This is a genomic window from Nocardia uniformis NBRC 13702, assembly GCF_001613345.1.
Taxonomy (GTDB): Bacteria; Actinomycetota; Actinomycetes; order Mycobacteriales; family Mycobacteriaceae; genus Nocardia; species Nocardia uniformis.
Genome location: NZ_BDCE01000111.1, coordinates 13,327 through 30,571, shown reverse-complemented (window position 1 = coordinate 30,571; position 17,245 = coordinate 13,327). Strand labels below are relative to the sequence as shown.

General features: G+C 66.7%; 12 protein-coding genes and 1 pseudogene. 9 read left to right on the top strand and 4 right to left on the bottom strand.

Features of this window, described 5'->3' with window-relative positions:
* Positions 1-127: 127 nt before the first annotated feature.
* A complete protein-coding gene (locus tag NU1_RS37265; protein ID WP_067528951.1) occupies positions 128-1,804 on the bottom strand; it encodes a phospho-sugar mutase in 1,677 nt (558 codons plus the stop codon).
* Between the two features lie 9 nt (positions 1,805-1,813).
* Positions 1,814-2,593 carry a purine-nucleoside phosphorylase gene (locus tag NU1_RS37260; RefSeq protein WP_067528950.1) on the bottom strand — a complete coding sequence of 260 codons (780 nt, stop codon included), beginning with the start codon at positions 2,591-2,593 and terminating at the stop codon, positions 1,814-1,816.
* A 361-nt stretch (positions 2,594-2,954) separates the two neighbouring features.
* Here NU1_RS37260 and NU1_RS37255 point away from each other — a divergent pair, with 361 nt between their 5' ends.
* The 3 genes from NU1_RS37255 to NU1_RS37245 all read left to right on the top strand — a co-directional run bounded on the left by NU1_RS37255 (position 2,955) and on the right by NU1_RS37245 (position 6,471).
* A complete protein-coding gene (locus NU1_RS37255; protein ID WP_067528949.1) occupies positions 2,955-3,659 on the top strand; it encodes an enoyl-CoA hydratase-related protein in 705 nt (234 codons plus the stop codon).
* A gap of 371 nt (positions 3,660-4,030) precedes the next feature.
* Positions 4,031-5,218, top strand: a complete 1,188-nt coding sequence (locus NU1_RS37250) for a M20 family metallopeptidase (protein ID WP_067528956.1) — start codon at positions 4,031-4,033, stop codon at positions 5,216-5,218.
* A 107-nt stretch (positions 5,219-5,325) separates the two neighbouring features.
* A complete protein-coding gene (locus NU1_RS37245; protein ID WP_067528955.1) occupies positions 5,326-6,471 on the top strand; it encodes a M20 family metallopeptidase in 1,146 nt (381 codons plus the stop codon).
* A 64-nt stretch (positions 6,472-6,535) separates the two neighbouring features.
* Here NU1_RS37245 and NU1_RS37240 read toward each other — a convergent pair whose 3' ends face one another.
* Complete coding sequence (locus tag NU1_RS37240) at positions 6,536-7,015, bottom strand: gamma-glutamylcyclotransferase family protein (RefSeq protein WP_067528948.1); 480 nt, start codon at positions 7,013-7,015, stop codon at positions 6,536-6,538.
* Positions 7,016-7,309: 294 nt separating this feature from the next.
* Between NU1_RS37240 and NU1_RS37235 the strand changes: the two genes are divergently transcribed.
* From NU1_RS37235 to NU1_RS37215, 5 genes are all read left to right on the top strand, one after another.
* Complete coding sequence (locus tag NU1_RS37235; protein ID WP_067528947.1) at positions 7,310-8,713, top strand: NAD(P)H-quinone dehydrogenase; 1,404 nt, start codon at positions 7,310-7,312, stop codon at positions 8,711-8,713.
* Between the two features lie 188 nt (positions 8,714-8,901).
* Entirely contained in the window at positions 8,902-9,960 is a 1,059-nt protein-coding gene (locus NU1_RS37230) for a hypothetical protein (RefSeq protein ID WP_245720487.1), read from the top strand.
* A 93-nt stretch (positions 9,961-10,053) separates the two neighbouring features.
* Entirely contained in the window at positions 10,054-11,301 is a 1,248-nt protein-coding gene (locus NU1_RS37225; RefSeq protein ID WP_245720486.1) for a DUF8176 domain-containing protein, read from the top strand.
* Between the two features lie 156 nt (positions 11,302-11,457).
* The gene (locus tag NU1_RS37220) at positions 11,458-12,636 is read left to right on the top strand and encodes an aminotransferase-like domain-containing protein (RefSeq protein ID WP_067528946.1); all 1,179 of its coding nucleotides are present in this window, start codon (positions 11,458-11,460) and stop codon (positions 12,634-12,636) included.
* Between the two features lie 317 nt (positions 12,637-12,953).
* On the top strand, positions 12,954-13,688 hold the full coding sequence (locus NU1_RS37215) for a chymotrypsin family serine protease (RefSeq protein ID WP_169815198.1): 735 nt from the start codon (positions 12,954-12,956) through the stop codon (positions 13,686-13,688).
* 86 nt (positions 13,689-13,774) lie between these two features.
* On the opposite strand, the pseudogene glpK reads toward NU1_RS37215, so the two are convergent.
* Positions 13,775-15,185, bottom strand: a pseudogene (gene glpK, locus NU1_RS37210) (glycerol kinase GlpK); the annotation flags it as partial.
* Positions 15,186-15,462: 277 nt separating this feature from the next.
* Between glpK and glpD the strand changes: the two are divergent.
* Entirely contained in the window at positions 15,463-17,196 is a 1,734-nt protein-coding gene (gene glpD, locus NU1_RS37205) for a glycerol-3-phosphate dehydrogenase (RefSeq protein ID WP_067528944.1), read from the top strand.
* The last annotated feature ends 49 nt before the right edge of the window (positions 17,197-17,245 follow it).

Sequence of the window (17,245 nt, the reverse complement as noted above, 5' to 3'; positions counted from 1 at the left end):
ATTTCTTTGATTCCTTCTCCCGGCACCCAGCTGGAACCGCAGCCCACGCTCGACAACTTGGCTACGTAGGCCCCGAGAACAGCAACCAGCCACTCGCACCAATCAGCGCTGAATCGGCGAGATCTCGTCACAGCTTCTCGCAGAACTCCCGAATGCTGGAGAGCCTGTGTGCGGCCTCGTCTTTCGTAGCAGGAAGTGCCGAGCGCTCACCTGCGGGTTCGAATACTTCGATGTAGCACTTGAGTTTCGGTTCGGTGCCGGAGGGGCGAACCACCAGACGTAGTGACTCACCCTCGAAGATCAGGGCGTCCGTGCGCATCTGTCCGCGCACCTGGAGTAGATCGGTGTAAATGACCGGCTCCCCGGCGATTTCGGCCGGTGGGTCTTGCCGCAGGCGTTCCACCACTTGCGCGGCCTCGGCGGCATCAGCCAAGCGCAGCGATACCTGAGCCCCCGCGTGTACACCGAATTCGACCGCGTAGTCGTCGAGTACGTCATCGACGGTGCGGCCCGCCGCTTTCAATTGCGCCACCAGATCCGCTGCCGCGACCGCCGCCGAAATCCCGTCCTTGTCACGGACCGCCGTCGGATCGACGCAGTGGCCGATCGCTTCCTCGTAGGCGTAGACGAGGCCATCGCCCGCCCGCGCCAACCATTTGAAGCCGGTGAGGGTTTCGGCGTAGCGCGCACCTCGGGCCGGAGCCAGTTTGCTCAGCAGCCGGGACGACACAATGGTGGTCGCGACAAGGGCGTCTGGTGCGGCGGTGCGCAGCACGAAATCGCCGAGCAGCACCCCGGTTTCGTCACCGCGCAGCATCCGCCACCCGTCCGCGCCGGGCACGCCCACGGCGCACCGGTCGGCATCCGGATCCAAGGCAATCGCCACATCCGCCCCGACCCGCTCGGCCAGCGCGAGCAGCAGATCGGATGCCCCCGGCTCTTCGGGATTCGGGAACGCGACGGTGGGGAAGTCCGGATCGGGCTCGAACTGCTCGGCGACCACGTGCACATCGGTGAACCCGGCGTCATGCAACGCGGTCACCGCGAGTTCGCCGCCGACGCCGTGCATTGCGGTCAGCGCGATGCGAATCTCGCCGCGCTGGAACGAGGTATGGACCCTGCGGCCGGCCGCGATGTGCGACTCGGTCAGGTGATCGGACGGGCCACCGGCGATCGTCTGATCCCCCCGCGCCGATGTGGGGGTCGCGGTGGCCGACACTTCACCCGGTCCGCCCTCGCCGCCGATCAGCTTGGGCAGCTGGGCAACTCGCGCCAGGTAGCGGCGGACGATCTCCTCGCCCATCTCCTCGACGGTGCTGCCTTCGGGCAGTGACAGCCGCTCGGGACCGGGAGCCGCAATGCTCGGATCGGTACGGGGGATAGCGTCGTGGATCGCCTCGATACCGGCTTCGATCTCGGTATCGGCGGGCGGGACGATCTGGGAACCGCCGTCCAGGTACACCTTGTAGCCGTTATCCGTGGCCGGATTGTGCGAAGCGGTGATCTGCACGCCCGCAACCGCTTTCAGTTCACGCACCGCGTAGGCCACCACCGGTGTGGGCAGCGGGCGGGGGAGTTGCAGCACCGAGAAACCGGCGGCCGCGAACACTTCCGCTGTGGCGGCGGCGAATTCCGCTGAACCGTGCCGGGCGTCGCGCCCGACGATCACCAGTCCGCCACCCAGGCAGCGTTCGCGCAGCCATGCCGCGATACCGGCGCTGGCCCGCGCCACCGTTGCGACATTCATGCCGTCCGGGCCGTCCTGCAGGGGCCCGCGGAGCCCGGCGGTGCCGAAGCGCAGCATGAACGTCTCCTAGATTCGTTCCAGCACGCCGCGCAGCAGTTTGCCCAATCGTGGTGCGGCGGCGTGGCCCTCGGCGAGCACCTCCGCGTGGGACAGGTGCGCGCCGGTCACGCCGGCGGCGAGGTTGGTCACCAGGGAGATACCCAGTACGCGCGCGCCCAGCGCCCGGCAGGCAATGGCCTCGAGCACGGTGGACATACCGACCAGATCCGCGCCGATGGTGCGGAGCATGCGTATCTCGGCGGGCGTCTCGTATTGCGGCCCGGTCAGGCCCGCGTACACACCTTCGCTCAGGCTGGGATCGACTTCCCTTGCCAGTGATCGCAATTCGGGATCCCAGGCGTCGACCAGATCCACGAAATCCGCGCCGACCAGTGGGGTGCGCAGCGTCAGATTGATGTGGTCGCTGATGAGGACCGGTTCGCCGACGTGCAATCCGTCGCGAATACCGCCCGCGGCATTGGTGAGCAGCACGGTCTCCGCGCCCGCTGCGATGGCGGTCCGCACATTGTGCACCACCTGTGCGGGCTCGTAGCCCTCGTACAAATGCTGGCGGCCCATGAGCAGCAGTACCGGCGCGTCATTAACGGGTACGGAGTGAATAGTGCCCTGATGCCCCTGCGCGGTGGGTGACCCGAACCCCGGCACCTCGCCCATCGGAATGGATGTCGCCGGATCACCGATCTCGAGCGCGGCCTCCTGCCACCCCGATCCGAGCACTACGGCAACCCGGTGCTTCTGCACTCCCGTACGTTCTGCAATCGCCTCGGCGGCCTGCGCGGCTAGCATGTCTGCCACCCTAGTCGCAGTCGATCTCCCATGCTCGGGCGCAATGGAGACGTGCCCCATTCGCCCCGATTGCGCCGTCGGACTGCCGGACCTGCGCTGACCGCGCGGCGCTCATAAGGTCGGATCCGGCTGGTCGATGCGGTCTTCCGTCACTCAGCCCGCATTTGCGCCCACCTGGCCGAGCCGCCCTCGTTTTCCGGTGTCAGGTGGCCGGAATACACGCCCATTCGGCAGTAGCGCGACACCTCCCGAGCGCACGCCCGCCAGCACCCGGTGGATGCCGTACTCGCGGCAGTCAGCCGCGCCGCAGAATTGCTACCCGCGAGTAGGACTATCGGTGCGCCCCTATTACCCTGCACACATGCCGTATTTGAAGCGTGACGGGGACGTATTCGTGCTGTACCTCGGTAACGAGGGACAGACCGATAGCGAGAACCGTTTCCACCCGGATTGGATCGACGAGGTCCACGCACTCCTGGATGAAGTCGAGGCGTCCGAGGGGCCCGCCGCGCTGGTGACCACCGCGACCGGCAAGTTCTTCTCCAACGGTCTCGATACCGATTGGCTGTTCGGCAATTTCGACAAGGTGCACTGGTACCTGGACCGCGTGCACACCATTTTCAGCCGCCTGCTGGCCTTCCCCATGCCGACCGTCGCCGCCGTCAACGGCCACGCCTTCGGCGCGGGCGCCATGCTCGCCACCTCCAATGACTTCCGCATCATGCGCGCCGACCGCGGTTTCTGGTGCCTGCCCGAGGTGCATCTGGGCATGCCGTTCACTGTTGCCATGAATGCCCTCGTGACCGGGCGCCTCGCCAACCAGGTCGCCGTGGAGGCCATGACCACCGGCCGCCGCTACGCCGCCGATGACGCCATCGCCGCCGGAATCGCCGACGCCAAAGCCGATGCCGAGCAGTTGCTGCCCGCCGCCATCGCGCGGGCCGCGGCACTAGCGGGCAACCGCAAGCCCAACCTCGCGGTAATCAAGAAGGCGCTGCACGGCAGCACCCTCGAGGGCCTGGCCACCGCCACCACCCCGGAAAACCTGGCCTTCAACGCCGGATAGGAATATCCAATTCGGATGCCCCGCCCGCCCAACGGCGTGCGGGGCATCGCTGTAAGTGAGAGCCCCGGTCCACAAACCGTCGCCACTGATTTCGCAAGAATCGGGGTAACTCCTGGGGTACGCCCAGAATCGGTTCGGCTCCAAACCGTCGGCACGCGTGCATGACGGTCAACGGCTCTCGGCCGGGCGCTGGAGTCGCGGGGAGGCGGGGGAGCGGCGGGGGAGGGAGGCGCGGGAGCGCGCACAGTGCGAGACTGTCACCCATGTCAGCGCGCAACGGCAGCGATGACCCGCGATCTCGCATACCGAATGGTCGGCACTCCCGGGTCGAGCATGCGGTGAACGCTGCCGTGGCACCGGCGGATTCGGCCCTGTTCGCGGCCGCCGATGCCGCCATCGCCGCCGCACGAGACCGACTTGTCGGACTCTCCCATGACATCCACGCCGAACCGGAATTGGCCTTCCAAGAATTCCGCAGCGCCGCGAAAACTCTCGAACCGCTCGCCGAGCACGGGTTCGATATCGAGACCGGCGTCGGCGATCTCCCCACCGCGTTCACCGCCAGCTACGGCAGCGGTGACCTCGTCGTCGGCGTATTCGCCGAATATGACGCGCTGCCGGAAATCGGCCACGCCTGCGGACACAACATCATCGCCGCCTCGGCGGTCGGTGCCGCATTGGGTCTGGCCGCGGTGGCCGACACCTGCGGCATCACGGTGAAGGTATTCGGCACCCCCGCGGAGGAAAGCGGCGGCGGCAAGGTCCTCATGCTCGAGCGCGGCGTCTTCGACGATCTCGCCATGGCGCTCATGGTGCATCCGGGCCCGGAGGACATCGTGGATGCGCGCTCGCTGGCGCTGGCCGATCTGGAAGTGGTCTTCCACGGTCGCGAATCACATGCCAGCGCCGCGCCCGAATTCGGACGAAACGCTGGTGATGCCGCCACCATCGCGCAGGTTGCTCTCGGGTTGCTACGTCAACATCTTCTGCCCGGACAGCAACTGCACGGTATAGTCGGATCGGGCGGCGTGGCCCCCAACATCGTGCCCGGACACGCGGAACTGCTGTATTACCTACGCGCAGTCGACTCCGCAACCCTCGACGATCTGATGCGACGAGCGTCGGCCTGTTTCGAGGCAGGTGCCCTGGCTACCGGATGCACACACGACATTCGGCAGCTCGCGCCCACATATACCGAGCTCACGCCCGATGCGGCATTACTGTGTTGTTATCGCGAGCAGATCATCGGTGTGGGACGCGTACCGATCGCCCCGGAACTCGAGGCGGCACGACCGTTGGGTAGCACCGATATGGGCAACGTCACCAACCTGATTCCCGGTATCCATCCGGTGATCGGCATCGATGCCGGTGGAGCGGTGACCCACCAGCCCGACTTCGCGGCAGCCGCTGTGAACGCTTCCGCCGACCGCGCCGTCCTGGACGGGGCAACGGCGTTGGCGAGAACGGCGATACAGCTTTCATGCGATGAATTTCATAGGGATCGGTTGTCGGAACGCGTTAGTCAACGGCAGTTTCAGCGACAGGAGGATATTCGGTGAGCACAACCGGCCGGGCACCGGTGCGAACTGCAGGCCCGGAGACGGCAGCTTGCGTGAATGCGCACAGCACCGCGAACGCCACACCGGCCAAAGTTTCCGGGCGTGACGTGGTTGCGTCGTGGCTGTCCGAGCACACAGAAGACCTGATCGGATGGCGTCGACACATTCACGCCAACCCGGAACTCTCCCGGACCGAGTTCGGCACCACCGAATTCCTGGAGTCCTGGCTGGTCAAGGCGGGTCTCGAACCACGAAAGCTACCGAACGGTACCGGTCTCCTCGTCGATCTCGGCCCCGAGGGCCCGCGGATCGGTCTGCGCGCCGATATGGACGCGCTGCCGATGCAGGAGTACACGGGCCTGCCCTTCGCCTCCACCGTGCCGGGCGTCTCGCACGCCTGTGGCCACGACGCGCACACCACGATCCTGCTCGGCACCGCCCTTGCCCTCGCCGAGGTGCCGGATCTTCCGGTCGGTGTGCGGTTGGTCTTCCAGCCCGCCGAAGAGGTCATGCCCGGTGGTGCGCTAGATATGGTCGCCGCCGGTGCCATGGAGGACGTATCGCGCATGTTCGCCCTGCACTGCGATCCGCGGTTGGAGGTCGGGCGCGTCGGCATTCGCGTGGGCGCCATCACCTCCGCCGCCGACACCGTGGAACTGGTACTGGACTCACCGGGCGGCCATACCTCGCGCCCGCACCTGACCAGTGATCTGGTGTACGCCATCGGCACCGTCATTACCGGTCTGCCCGGTCTGCTGAGCCGCCGTATCGACCCGCGTACCAGCACCGTCATGGTCTGGGGAGCGGTGTCGGCGGGTAAGGCCCCCAACGCTATTCCGCAGACCGGCATGCTCACCGGCACCGTCCGCACCGGTGATCACGCCACCTGGTCGCTGCTCGAGCCCATGGTCCGCGAGATCGTCGACGGCCTGCTCGCCCCGACCGGCGTCCGCTACCAGCTCAACTACAAGCGCGGCGTACCACCGGTCGTCAATGACGAACTGGCGGTCCGCATGTTCGAAGACGCCATTCGCGCCACCGGCCCCGATGCCCTCGCCGACACCCAGCAGTCCGGCGGCGGTGAGGATTTCTCCTGGTACCTGGAGGAAGTCCCCGGAGCTATGGCCCGCCTCGGCGTCTGGTCCGGCATCGGAGAGCAATTGGACCTGCACCAGCCCACCTTCGATATCGACGAACGCGCGCTGGCCGTGGGCGTGAAGGTCATGACCAACCTGGTCCTGAATTCGCACTGACAGCTGACAAAACGCTCGGGCCGCACCGAAACCGGTGCGGCCCGCGCGTTTATCCGGTCGGAGATTACGGCCCGAAGGTCCCCGGGCCGACATTCTTCGAGTTGCGGGTGCGCAGCGCGTGCACGTAATCCTCGGGGGCCCCGGCCTTTTCGGCCGCGTCGGAGATGACGCCGATATAGCGGGCCGAAGGGAGACCGCCCTCGTACGCGTCGAGGACGTACAGCCAGGCGAGGACCGGTTTGGTGCCGGTACCCGGGCTGGGTGTCACGCGGAGGCGGATCTTCTTGTGGATACCGAAGTCCGAGCCCTCCCAGCGGTCCAGGCTCTGCTCATCCTCGCTCGGTACGTCGTAGAGGACGACGAATACCCGGGAGCCAGGCTCCTCGACCACCGTCGCCAGCGGACCCTCCCAGCCGATGTCGTCCCCGGCGAAGGTCAGGCGCCAACCCTCCAACCAGCCGGTTCCGTACACAGGGGAGTGCGGACAGCGCTTGAGCATCTGCTCTGGGTCCATGTTGGATCCATAGGCGGCGTAAATCGGCACTAGAAGAGCCTATCGAACTAATCCACCGCGCGTTCGGCGATCCCTGATCAGACACAACGCGGGCGGCACCGTCCGGCCCGTTCGGTGACAACCGCCGCGGCTCCCGGCGTCTCGGTGCTGGGCCCGCGTCGAGCGGGGAGCGAAGCGGAGCGGCGGAGGGAACGATGAATCGAGACTCGTCGGGCGCGAACCCGCCCAGCGAAGCGGAGGCAAATTAAACGCAGCGGACCTGGCCGCATATCGTTATTGACGGCGACCGGAGATCCTGGTGGCCGAGGCAGAAGCGGAGGGACAATGACCCGCATTGCGATCATCGGGGGCGGCCCCGCCGGATACGAGGCGGCGCTGGTGGCATCCCAACACGGGGCGCCCGTCACCTTGATCGACAGTGACGGCATCGGCGGCGCGTGTGTGCTGTGGGATTGCGTGCCGTCCAAGACCTTTATCGCCTCCACCGGCGTGCGCACCGATCTGCGGCGCGCCCGGGACCTGGGCATTACCGTGCATCCGTCGCAGGCGCAGGTGCGTCTGGCCGAGGTGAACTCCCGCGTCAAGGCGTTGGCACAGGCCCAGTCGTCCGATATCAAGACCAAGCTGCAGACCGCCGGTGTCACCGTGCTGGCCGGCAGGGGCGAAATCATCGACCAGGCCCCGGGTCTGGCCACCCACCTGGTGAAGGCCACCCTCTTCGACGGTCAGGAACGCGTGATCGAGGCCGAGGTGGTGTTGATCGCCACAGGCGCCAGTCCGCGCGTGTTGCCCGGTGCCGAACCCGACGGCGAGCGCATTCTCAACTGGCGTCAGCTTTACGACCTCAAGGAACTGCCCGAAACCCTGGTCGTGGTCGGTTCCGGTGTGACGGGCGCCGAATTCGTCTCCGCCTATACCGAGATGGGCGTGAAGGTGAAACTCGTCTCGAGTCGCGACCGCGTCCTGCCCGGCGAGGACGCCGATGCCGCGCTGGTGCTGGAGGACGCGCTCGCCGAGCGCGGTGTGGAGCTGGTCAAGCACGCCCGCGCCGACGCGGTCGAGCGCACCGCCGATGGGATTGTGGCGAAACTCTCCGACGGCCGCACGGTCACCGGTTCGCATGCGCTCATGACGGTCGGTTCCATCCCCAATACCGAGAACCTCGGTTTGGACCGGCTCGGCATCGAACTCGACAAGGGGGGTTACCTCCGGGTCGATCGTGTCTCGCGCACCACGGCCACCGGCGTCTACGCCGCGGGTGACTGCACCGGCCTGCTGCCACTGGCCTCCGTCGCCGCCATGCAGGGCCGGATCGCCATGTATCACGCACTCGGTGAGGGTGTGCAGCCGATTCGCCTGAAAACGGTTGCCTCCGCGGTGTTCACACGCCCGGAGATCGCCACCGTCGGCGTCAGCCAGAACGCCATCGACAATGGCGAGGTGCCCGCGCGCACGGTCATGCTGCCGCTGAACACCAATCCGCGCGCCAAGATGCTGGGCCTGCGTCGGGGTTTCGTGAAGATCTTCTGCCGCCCGGCGACCGGTGTGGTGATCGGCGGAGTCGTGGTCGCGCCCATCGCGTCGGAGTTGATCCAACCGATCGCGCTCGCGGTGCAGAACAATCTCACGGTCAATGATCTGGCACAGACGTTTTCGGTCTATCCCTCACTCACCGGCTCCGTTACCGAGGCGGCGCGCCAGCTGATGCGGCATGATGATCTCGATTGATGAGTGAACATCGGGTGATCTAGCCCCCGCCGTCTTGCCGCTCGCCGCTGGGTGTGATTCACTTCGCGGCGGGAAAGCGATCGGTCGGGCGATCGCGAGATTGTCGGGGGTACAACCCTTTTCCGGCCCCAGCCGGTGCGACTCGCGGTCACCCGCGCTCGCACGCGGGATGAGGGATCGAAAGGGATATGCGAAAAGTGAAGCACCGCAAGCCGAGTCGGATCAAGGTGAGCACCTCCCTAACAGTGGCGGGCGCTGCAGTTGTGGCCACCCTGATGCAGGCTCCCGCCAATGCCGTTCCGAACGATCCCGATGCCGTGCCGACCGCGCCGGCGCAGCCCGGTGAGCCGGCGATCGAAAACGAAGCGCCGGAAGAGCAGTCGGACGGCGAGCAGCCCGAGGAAAACAAGAAGCCCGAGGTGAAGCCGGGCCAGCCGGGCGTCACCGACCCCAACGCGAAGCCGGAAGAGGGCGACAAGCCCACGCAGCCGGGCACCACGCAGCCGGGCACCGAGACCCCGAAGCCGAATCCGTCCCAGCCCGGTGTGACCACTCCGCGCGTGGCTCCGCTGCCGGTGCCGGGACAGTCCCCGGCCCAGCCCGCTGTGGCGAACCCGCGCCAGCCGGGTACCACCACTCCCGTCCAGCCCGGTACGACGACGCCGGGTGCGCCCGGTGAGGCCGAGCCCGAGCAGGCCGGTGCCACCCCGGAGGACGCCGAGAACACCGATCCCATGGATACCCTCACCAGTCCCGAGACCGTCCAGCCGCGCTGGGAGGCTCCCGTCGTGGAGACCGCGCCCGCCGCGCCGGTGGTCGAGATGTCCGGCCCGCACACCGAGGTCGGCGCGAATATCGACGGCGGCGGTCTGCTGCCCGGTTTCGCGGCCAATACCCACCACTTCAGCAATCTGGATGGCTACGTCGGCACCATCGGCTACAGCACCCCGGGTGGCTACGGTGACGCGGGTATCTCGATGGAGTTCATCGAGGCCAACACCATCAAGGTGACCGGATTCGTCGGTGGTGGCGAGGGTGAGGATCGCACGGTCGAGTTCACCGTGGACACCACTCAGGTCAATGCCGCCAAGTTCGCCACCGAGGGCTGGATCCGTCTGCAGCCGGGCGGTGCCGCCGCGCTGGAGGCGCTCGGTGATATTGCTAAGCTGCCCGTGGGTGAGATGCCTGCGCAGACTGTTGACGTCGGCGGCGTGACCACGGAATTCGGTGGTTCGGTCCAGTACTGACGTTGAGTTAGAGGCAGACAGCAACACCAGTTGTCGCGCGGGGGCGGTCGTTAGCGACCGCCCTCACGCATGTGCGGGGAAAGGACACCGGTGATGGATTCCGGCAAGGACGAGTCTGTGGACGCCGCGGACGCCGCGCAGTCGCCGCCGGAGTCGCAGCCTGCCGGCGATATGGAATCGCAGCAGACGGAGAAGCTGTCCCGGGCCGACCTGAATGCGGCTGCCGCGAGCGCTTCCGATTTCGGGCCGCCGCTGGCGGAGCCGGAATTCGGCCCCCCGCTCTCCGATTTCGGCCCGCCGCAATCAGAGTTCGGCCCCCCGCTGTCGGAGTTCGGACCGCCGCTGTCGGAATTCGGCCCCCCGGTCACGGAGTTCGGCCAGCCGATCGCGCCGAGCCCGGAGATGGGGTGGCGTCCGGCCGATGCGGCACCGCCGATTCCGGCTCCGCCGCAGCAGTATCGAGCGCCGGATTCCTCGACTCCGCAGTATCCGCGGACCGGCGATGCGTCGGACGCGACCGTTCGCTTCTCGGGTGAGCAGGCCGTGCCGCCCACGCCCCCGTCGAATTCGGGGTGGGCCCCCGCGGGCGGGATCAAGACCTCCCAGACCGGGCGGGAGTCGACGTGGTTGCGGTCGGCGGATGCCGGTATGCCGTCGAATTCCGAAGTGCCACAACCCCCGGCCGCGAAATCCGCCGGGGCCGAGTCCGCCGCGCCGAAACAGCAGTCGCTGTCGTGGGCCGATGACCCCATCGCGCAGCTGCTGGCTCCGAAACCCGCTGCTCCACCGGTGCGTGTCGAGCCCACTCGGTCGCGGGCGCGCATAGTCATCGGCGGCGGTGCGGTGCTGGCCGCGCTCATCGCGCTCGTGGTGGTGATCGTCATGGTCAATCGCGGTGGGTCCAGTGATGACCAGGCAGGCGTATTGCCCTCCACCACCAATGCGGCGGGTCCGACCAGTAGCGCCGCGCTGAGTTGCCCCGCCCGCATGGACGGCAATACGACCGTCGGGAATGGCCCGGGTTCCACCGCTACCGGTTCGGGCGCGATCCTCGGTTTCCAGCACGCCTTCTATGCCGACCGCAGTGGTACGAAGGCCAGGTCCTTCGTGGCCCCGGACGCGCCGAACGTGTCTCCGGCGGAGACGATTCAGCAGGCGATCAATGACGTGATCCCCGTCGGCACCACCTACTGCCTGCGCATTGTGGAGGTGACGCCCGAGGTGTTCGACGCCGACCTCACCGAGCATCGCCCCGATGGCTCCACCACGGTCTATCACCAGCGGGTCACCACGGTTAACCGGGAGGGCAAGCACCTCATCTTCGAGATCGCGGAACGCTGAGCTGAGTTGTCGGGGCGGTGATCCGCCCCGGTAGGCGGCTGGGCAGCTGTATCGCGCCGATATGCGTCCCAGTATATGAGAATTTGATTTCATATACTGGTAGCTCTGTGACACAGTGGGATTTCGTATACCCCGGCGCTCCCTCGGAGGTGTCCCATGTCGCCGATCACTCCGCCTCTGGCGCGACGTCTCGACAGTCTGCAGAGTTCGGCGATACGTGACCTGCTCAAACTCACCGCGCGCGCCGATATCATCAGTCTCGCCGGTGGCCTCCCCGACGCCGAGCTCATGCCCCGCGACCGGATCGCCACCGCCGCCGCGGCCGCGCTGTCGGACCGATCGCGACTGCAGTACACCGAATCCCCGGGCTGGGGTCCGCTGCGCGAGGTCCTCGCCGCCCGCGAGTCCGCCGCCCTCGGCCGTCCCGTGCTGGTCGACGAGGTGTTCGTCACCCACGGCTCCCAGCAGGCCCTGTCGTTGCTGTCCGAGGTCCTCCTCGACCCGGGGGCACTGGTCGTGGTCGAGGATCCGGCGTATGTCGGTGCGCTACAGGTCTTTCGGGCCGCTGGAGCACGTATCGAGGCCGTCCCCGTCGATGCCGAGGGTATGCGGGTGGACGCCCTGCGCGAGCTCATTACCCGTGGCGAGCGCCCCGCCGTCGTCCACACCGTGAGCAACTTCCACAATCCGGGCGGCGTTACGCTCAGCCCGCGACGTCGTGGTGAACTGGCGGAACTCGCTGACACCCACGGCTTCTGGATCATCGAGGACGATCCCTACGGTGAGCTCTGGTTCGACCAGCCCTCCCCGGTGCCCGTCGCGAACTACTCTCCCAACGTCATTCGCCTGTCCAGTGTCTCCAAGATTCTCGCCCCCACCCTGCGCGTCGGTTGGATGGTCGCACCCGCCCAGGTCTGTCGAGCTGTGGAACTGTTGAAACAGGGCGCGGACCTCTGCGGCTCCGCCCTCACCCAGCAGATCGCCGCCGATCTGCTCACCGATACCGACTGGCTCACCACCCATATCGATGCGGTCCGAGCGGCTTACGGCATCCGCGCCAAAGCCCTGGTGGGTGCGGTCCGCCACCGTTTCGCCGACCGCGTCGTCACCACCGACGCCGCGGGCGGGATGTTCGTCTGGGTCGACTTCACCGACGGCACCGATACCAACGCCCTGCTACCGGGCGCACTCGACGCGGGCGTCGCCTACGTCCCTGGCTCAGCCTTCGCGGTCACTACCGATTATTCGCACTCGATGCGCCTGTGCTTCACCACTTCTCACGCGGATGTGCTGACGGAAGCGGTCGACCGCTTGGCCCGCGCAGCCCGGGTCTGACCTATTGAGCTTGAATACGTAGTGTCGCCCACTCGCTCGTCATTCCGGCATGCTTGTGGCCGGAATCCACCTCTGATCAGTAGTGCATCCCGGCCACAAGCACGCCGGGATGACGGGGCTGGCGACATCGCACGGAGATCCTCGGTAGCCCGCGGTACATGCGGCGCGTACGGTATACCGTCGCCGCCGGAATACCGCTCACCCGCCCAGCCGCCCGGCGAACCGCCCGCCACCATGCTGTGCGCCGCGGCGGTGTCGGAGCGGGATTGCAACTCGCGCAATCGGGTTCCGCTGAAGTCTGACAAGATCGTTTCGTGATGCTCGTACGCCTAGCGGTTGCTCTGTGCGCCGTGGCCATTGTCTGCGTGGGATCCCCGACCGTCTCCGCCGTGCCGGACGATCGCCTGGTGGTCGGCGGTGGTGCCGGTGTCGCGATGCTGCACGGTGTACCGGTACAGGTGGCCTACTGGGCGCATCTGTGCACCCTCGCCGCCGTGGGCTACGACGCCGACGACAATCTGGTCGGAATCACCAACGCGCACTGCTCATACGACACGCACGGCAATCAATGGCTCGGTGACGAGGTGGTGCACGCGGCCCACCTCAACGAGCCCGAGCCAGGGGGCGTGAATGTCGAAGTGATCGGTACGGTCGCCTACATCAGCGGCGGCAATCCTGTTGTACCCGGGCCCAATGGTGTCGGACTCGACTACGCCGTCATCGTTTTCGACAAGTCGATGGTGATCCCGACTGCCACCATCGGAGATACCACCATCCGGCGGATAGCGGAACCGCCGCCGCCCGGAACCGTACTGTGCAAGCAGGGCGTCACCACCGGCCGAACCTGCGGTGTCATGATCGGCACCATCGGCCCCTACATCCTCAATACCGTCACCGAATTCACCGGCGACTCGGGCGCTCCCATCGTCGTGGACGACGCCGTGGTCGGCATCCAGTGGGTGACCGGCGCGGCGAGCTCGATGACCGCGATCATGGCCGACCTCGACAGCCGCGGTGGAGTCGGATCCGGATTCCGGCTCGTCACATCCTGATTGCGAACGCGCCCGCGCGATCAGACCCAGTCGTAGGTGCGTTCGACGGCCTTGTTCCATTCGCCCATAAGGCGCTGGCGATCCGCGTCGGACATGGTGGAGTTCCAACGTTTGTCTTCGGCCCAGTTGGCGCGGATGTCATCGGGGGTGGCCCAGTAGCCGACCGCCAGGCCCGCGGCGTAAGCGGCTCCGAGAGCGGTGGTTTCGATGACCACGGGGCGGACCACGGGGGCGTCGAGGAGGTCGGATTGGAACTGCATGAGGAGGTCGTTGACGACCATGCCGCCATCGACCTTGAGGGTGACGAGTTCTATGTCGAGCTGCTGGGCGGCGGCGTCGGCGCGCATGGCATCGATGACCTCACGGGTTTGGAAAGCGGTGGCTTCCAGGGTGGCTCGGGCGAAGTGCGCCTTGTTGACGAAGCGGGTGAGGCCGACCACCACGCCGCGGGCGTCGGGGCGCCAGCGGGGGGCGAAGAGGCCGGAGAAGGCGGGGACTATGTAGATGCCGCCATTGTCGGGGACAGTGTGGGCGAGGGCCTCGATATCGTCGGCGGAGTCGATCAGGCCGAGATTGTCGCGCAGCCACTGCACCAGGGAGCCGGTGACGGCGATGGAACCCTCGAGGGCGTAGACCGCCGGTTCCTCGCCGAGTTGGTAGCACACGGTGGTGAGTAGGCCGTGCTCGCTGAATACGGGCGTCGTCCCGGTATTCATGAGCATGAAATTGCCTGTGCCGTAAGTGTTCTTGGCTTCCCCCGGAGTCAGGCAGGCTTGGCCGAAGGTGGCCGCCTGTTGATCGCCGAGAATGCCCGCGATCGGAACACCCTTCAGCGCACCGGTTTTGATATCCGCGTACACCTCCGAGGAGCTGCGAATGGTCGGCAGCATGGCCATCGGCACGCCGAAGTCCGCGCAGATCGCCGGATCCCATTGCAGCGTGCGCAGATCCATGAGCATGGTGCGCGAGGCATTGGTGACATCGGTGATGTGCTCACCGGTGAGATTCCACAGCACCCAGCTGTCGATGGTGCCGAAGCACAGTTCGCCCGCCTCGCCGCGTGCACGCGCACCGGGTACGTGGTCGAGAATCCAACGCAGCTTCGGACCGGCGAAGTAGGTGGACAGCGGCAGCCCGGTGCGGTCGGTGTAGCGGTTGGGGCCATCGGATCCGCCCAGCTCTCCGACCAGGGCGGCGGTGCGGGTGTCCTGCCAGACAATGGCATTGTGAATCGGCTTGCCGGTGGCGCGTTCCCACACCATGGTGGTCTCGCGCTGATTGGTGACGCCCGCCGCGGCGATATCGGCGGCGGTCAACCCGGTCTTGTCGAGGGCCTCGGCGATGACGGATTCGGTATTGCGCCAGATAGTTTCGCCGTTGCGGGAAGATCTGCTCGTGCTCGCGCTGCGCGGCGCCGACAACCAAGCCCCGATGGTCGAAGACGATGCACCGACTCGAGGTAGTGCCCTGATCGATGGCGGCCACATAGCGACGCATTTCAGCAGGCTACTAGACGAACGTGCCACTTCGCCGGAGGTGACACAGCCTCGTCGCAGGGCCATGTCGCGCGTGTCGGCAGTAGGCTGGGTGATGGTTACCCGAGAGTAGTAGGTGTGGTCCGCGCGACACGATATCCACGCAGATCCCGTGTCCGTACCCGGTTTCCCCATAGCCTGTTCCCCGAGCAGCCAGCACCAGAGCTCAGAGCGTCTTCGATACGAATAGCCGCGCCACCGGGGAAATCCGGCGCGCCGGTCGGCTGGAGGAGTCGAGCATGACGAAGCAACCGCACTCTCAGTTCCTGGGTCCGGAGCAGCGGGCGGCTGCCTGGGAACGGCTCGGCAAGGAGCCGTTCGATGTGATCGTGATCGGCGGCGGTGTGGTCGGCGCGGGTATCGCGCTGGACGCCGCCACCCGCGGTCTCGAGGTCGCCCTGGTCGAGGCCCGCGACCTGGCCTCCGGCACTTCCAGTCGCTCATCCAAAATGTTCCACGGCGGCCTGCGCTACCTGGAGATGTTCGAATTCGGCCTGGTGCGCGAGGCGCTGCGGGAACGCGAACTGGCGCTGTCCAAACTCGCACCGCACCTGGTGAAGCCGCTGCGCTTCCTCTACCCGCTCACCCATATCGGGTGGGAGCGGCCGTATGTATCGGCCGGTCTGCTCCTGTACGACACCATGGGCGGCGCGAAATCGGTACCGGGACAGCATCATATGACCCGTCACAGCGTGCTACGCATGGCCCCGGGGCTCAAGCGCAGTGCGCTCACCGGTGGCGTCACCTATTACGACACCGTCGTCGACGATGCCCGGCACACCATGACCGTGGCCCGTACCGCCGCGCACTACGGCGCGGTCATTCGCACCTCCACCCAGGTGGTCGGTTTCCTGCGCGAGGCCGACCGCGTCGTCGGTGTGCAGGTGCGTGACAGCGAGGACGGCCGCACCACCGAGGCGCGCGCCAGCGTCGTCATCAATGCCACCGGGGTATGGACCGACGAAATTCAATCCCTCTCGCATGTACGTGGCCGCTTCCATGTGCGCGCGTCCAAGGGCGTGCACATTGTGGTGCCGCGCGACCGCATTGCCAGCGATACCGCGCTGATTCTGCGCACCCCCACCTCGGTGCTGTTCGTGATTCCGTGGGGCAGCAATCACTGGATTATCGGCACCACCGATACCGACTGGAATCTCGACCTCGCGCATCCGGCCGCCACCAAGGCCGATATCGACTACCTCCTAGACCGGGTCAATGAAGCACTGGTCACGCCGCTCACCCATGCCGATATCACCGGTGTGTACGCGGGCCTGCGCCCGCTGCTGGCGGGGGAGAGCGATCAGACCTCGAAGCTCTCGCGCGAACACGCCGTGGCTCGTATCGCGCCCGGACTGGTCGCCATCGCGGGCGGCAAATACACCACCTACCGGGTCATGGCCTATGACGCCGTCGACGCCGCCCTGGTCGATATCCCGCGCCGGGTATCACCCTCGGTAACCGAGAAGGTGCCGCTGCTCGGCGCCGACGGGTATTACGCACTGCTCAACCAGGTTCCGCATCTGGCCGAGAAATACGGCGTCCACCCGTACCGCATCGAACACCTGCTCAACCGGTACGGATCGTTGATCGACGAGGTGCTGAGCCTGGCCGAGGGCAAACCCGATCTGCTGCAACCGATTACCGAGGCACCGGGCTATCTGCAGGTCGAGGCCGTGTACGCGGCGGCCGCCGAAGGTGCGCTACACCTCGACGACATCATGGCGCGCCGCACCCGCATCTCCATCGAGTACGCCGACCGCGGCGTGGACAGTGCCGACCAGGTCGCCCGCCTGATCGCACCCGTATTGGGTTGGGCGGAAAGCGATATCGTCCGCGAGGTCGCCACCTACCAGGCGCGGGTGCGCGCGGAGATCGAATCGCAGACCCGGCCGGACGATACGTCGGCCGATGCGCTGCGGTTGGAGGCCCCGGAAGCGCGGCGCGAGGTATTGGATCCGATCCGGACCGACTGAGTAGGCGAAAGTGGTCAGCGCACCGGCGGTAGGCCGGTGCGACGCTCGC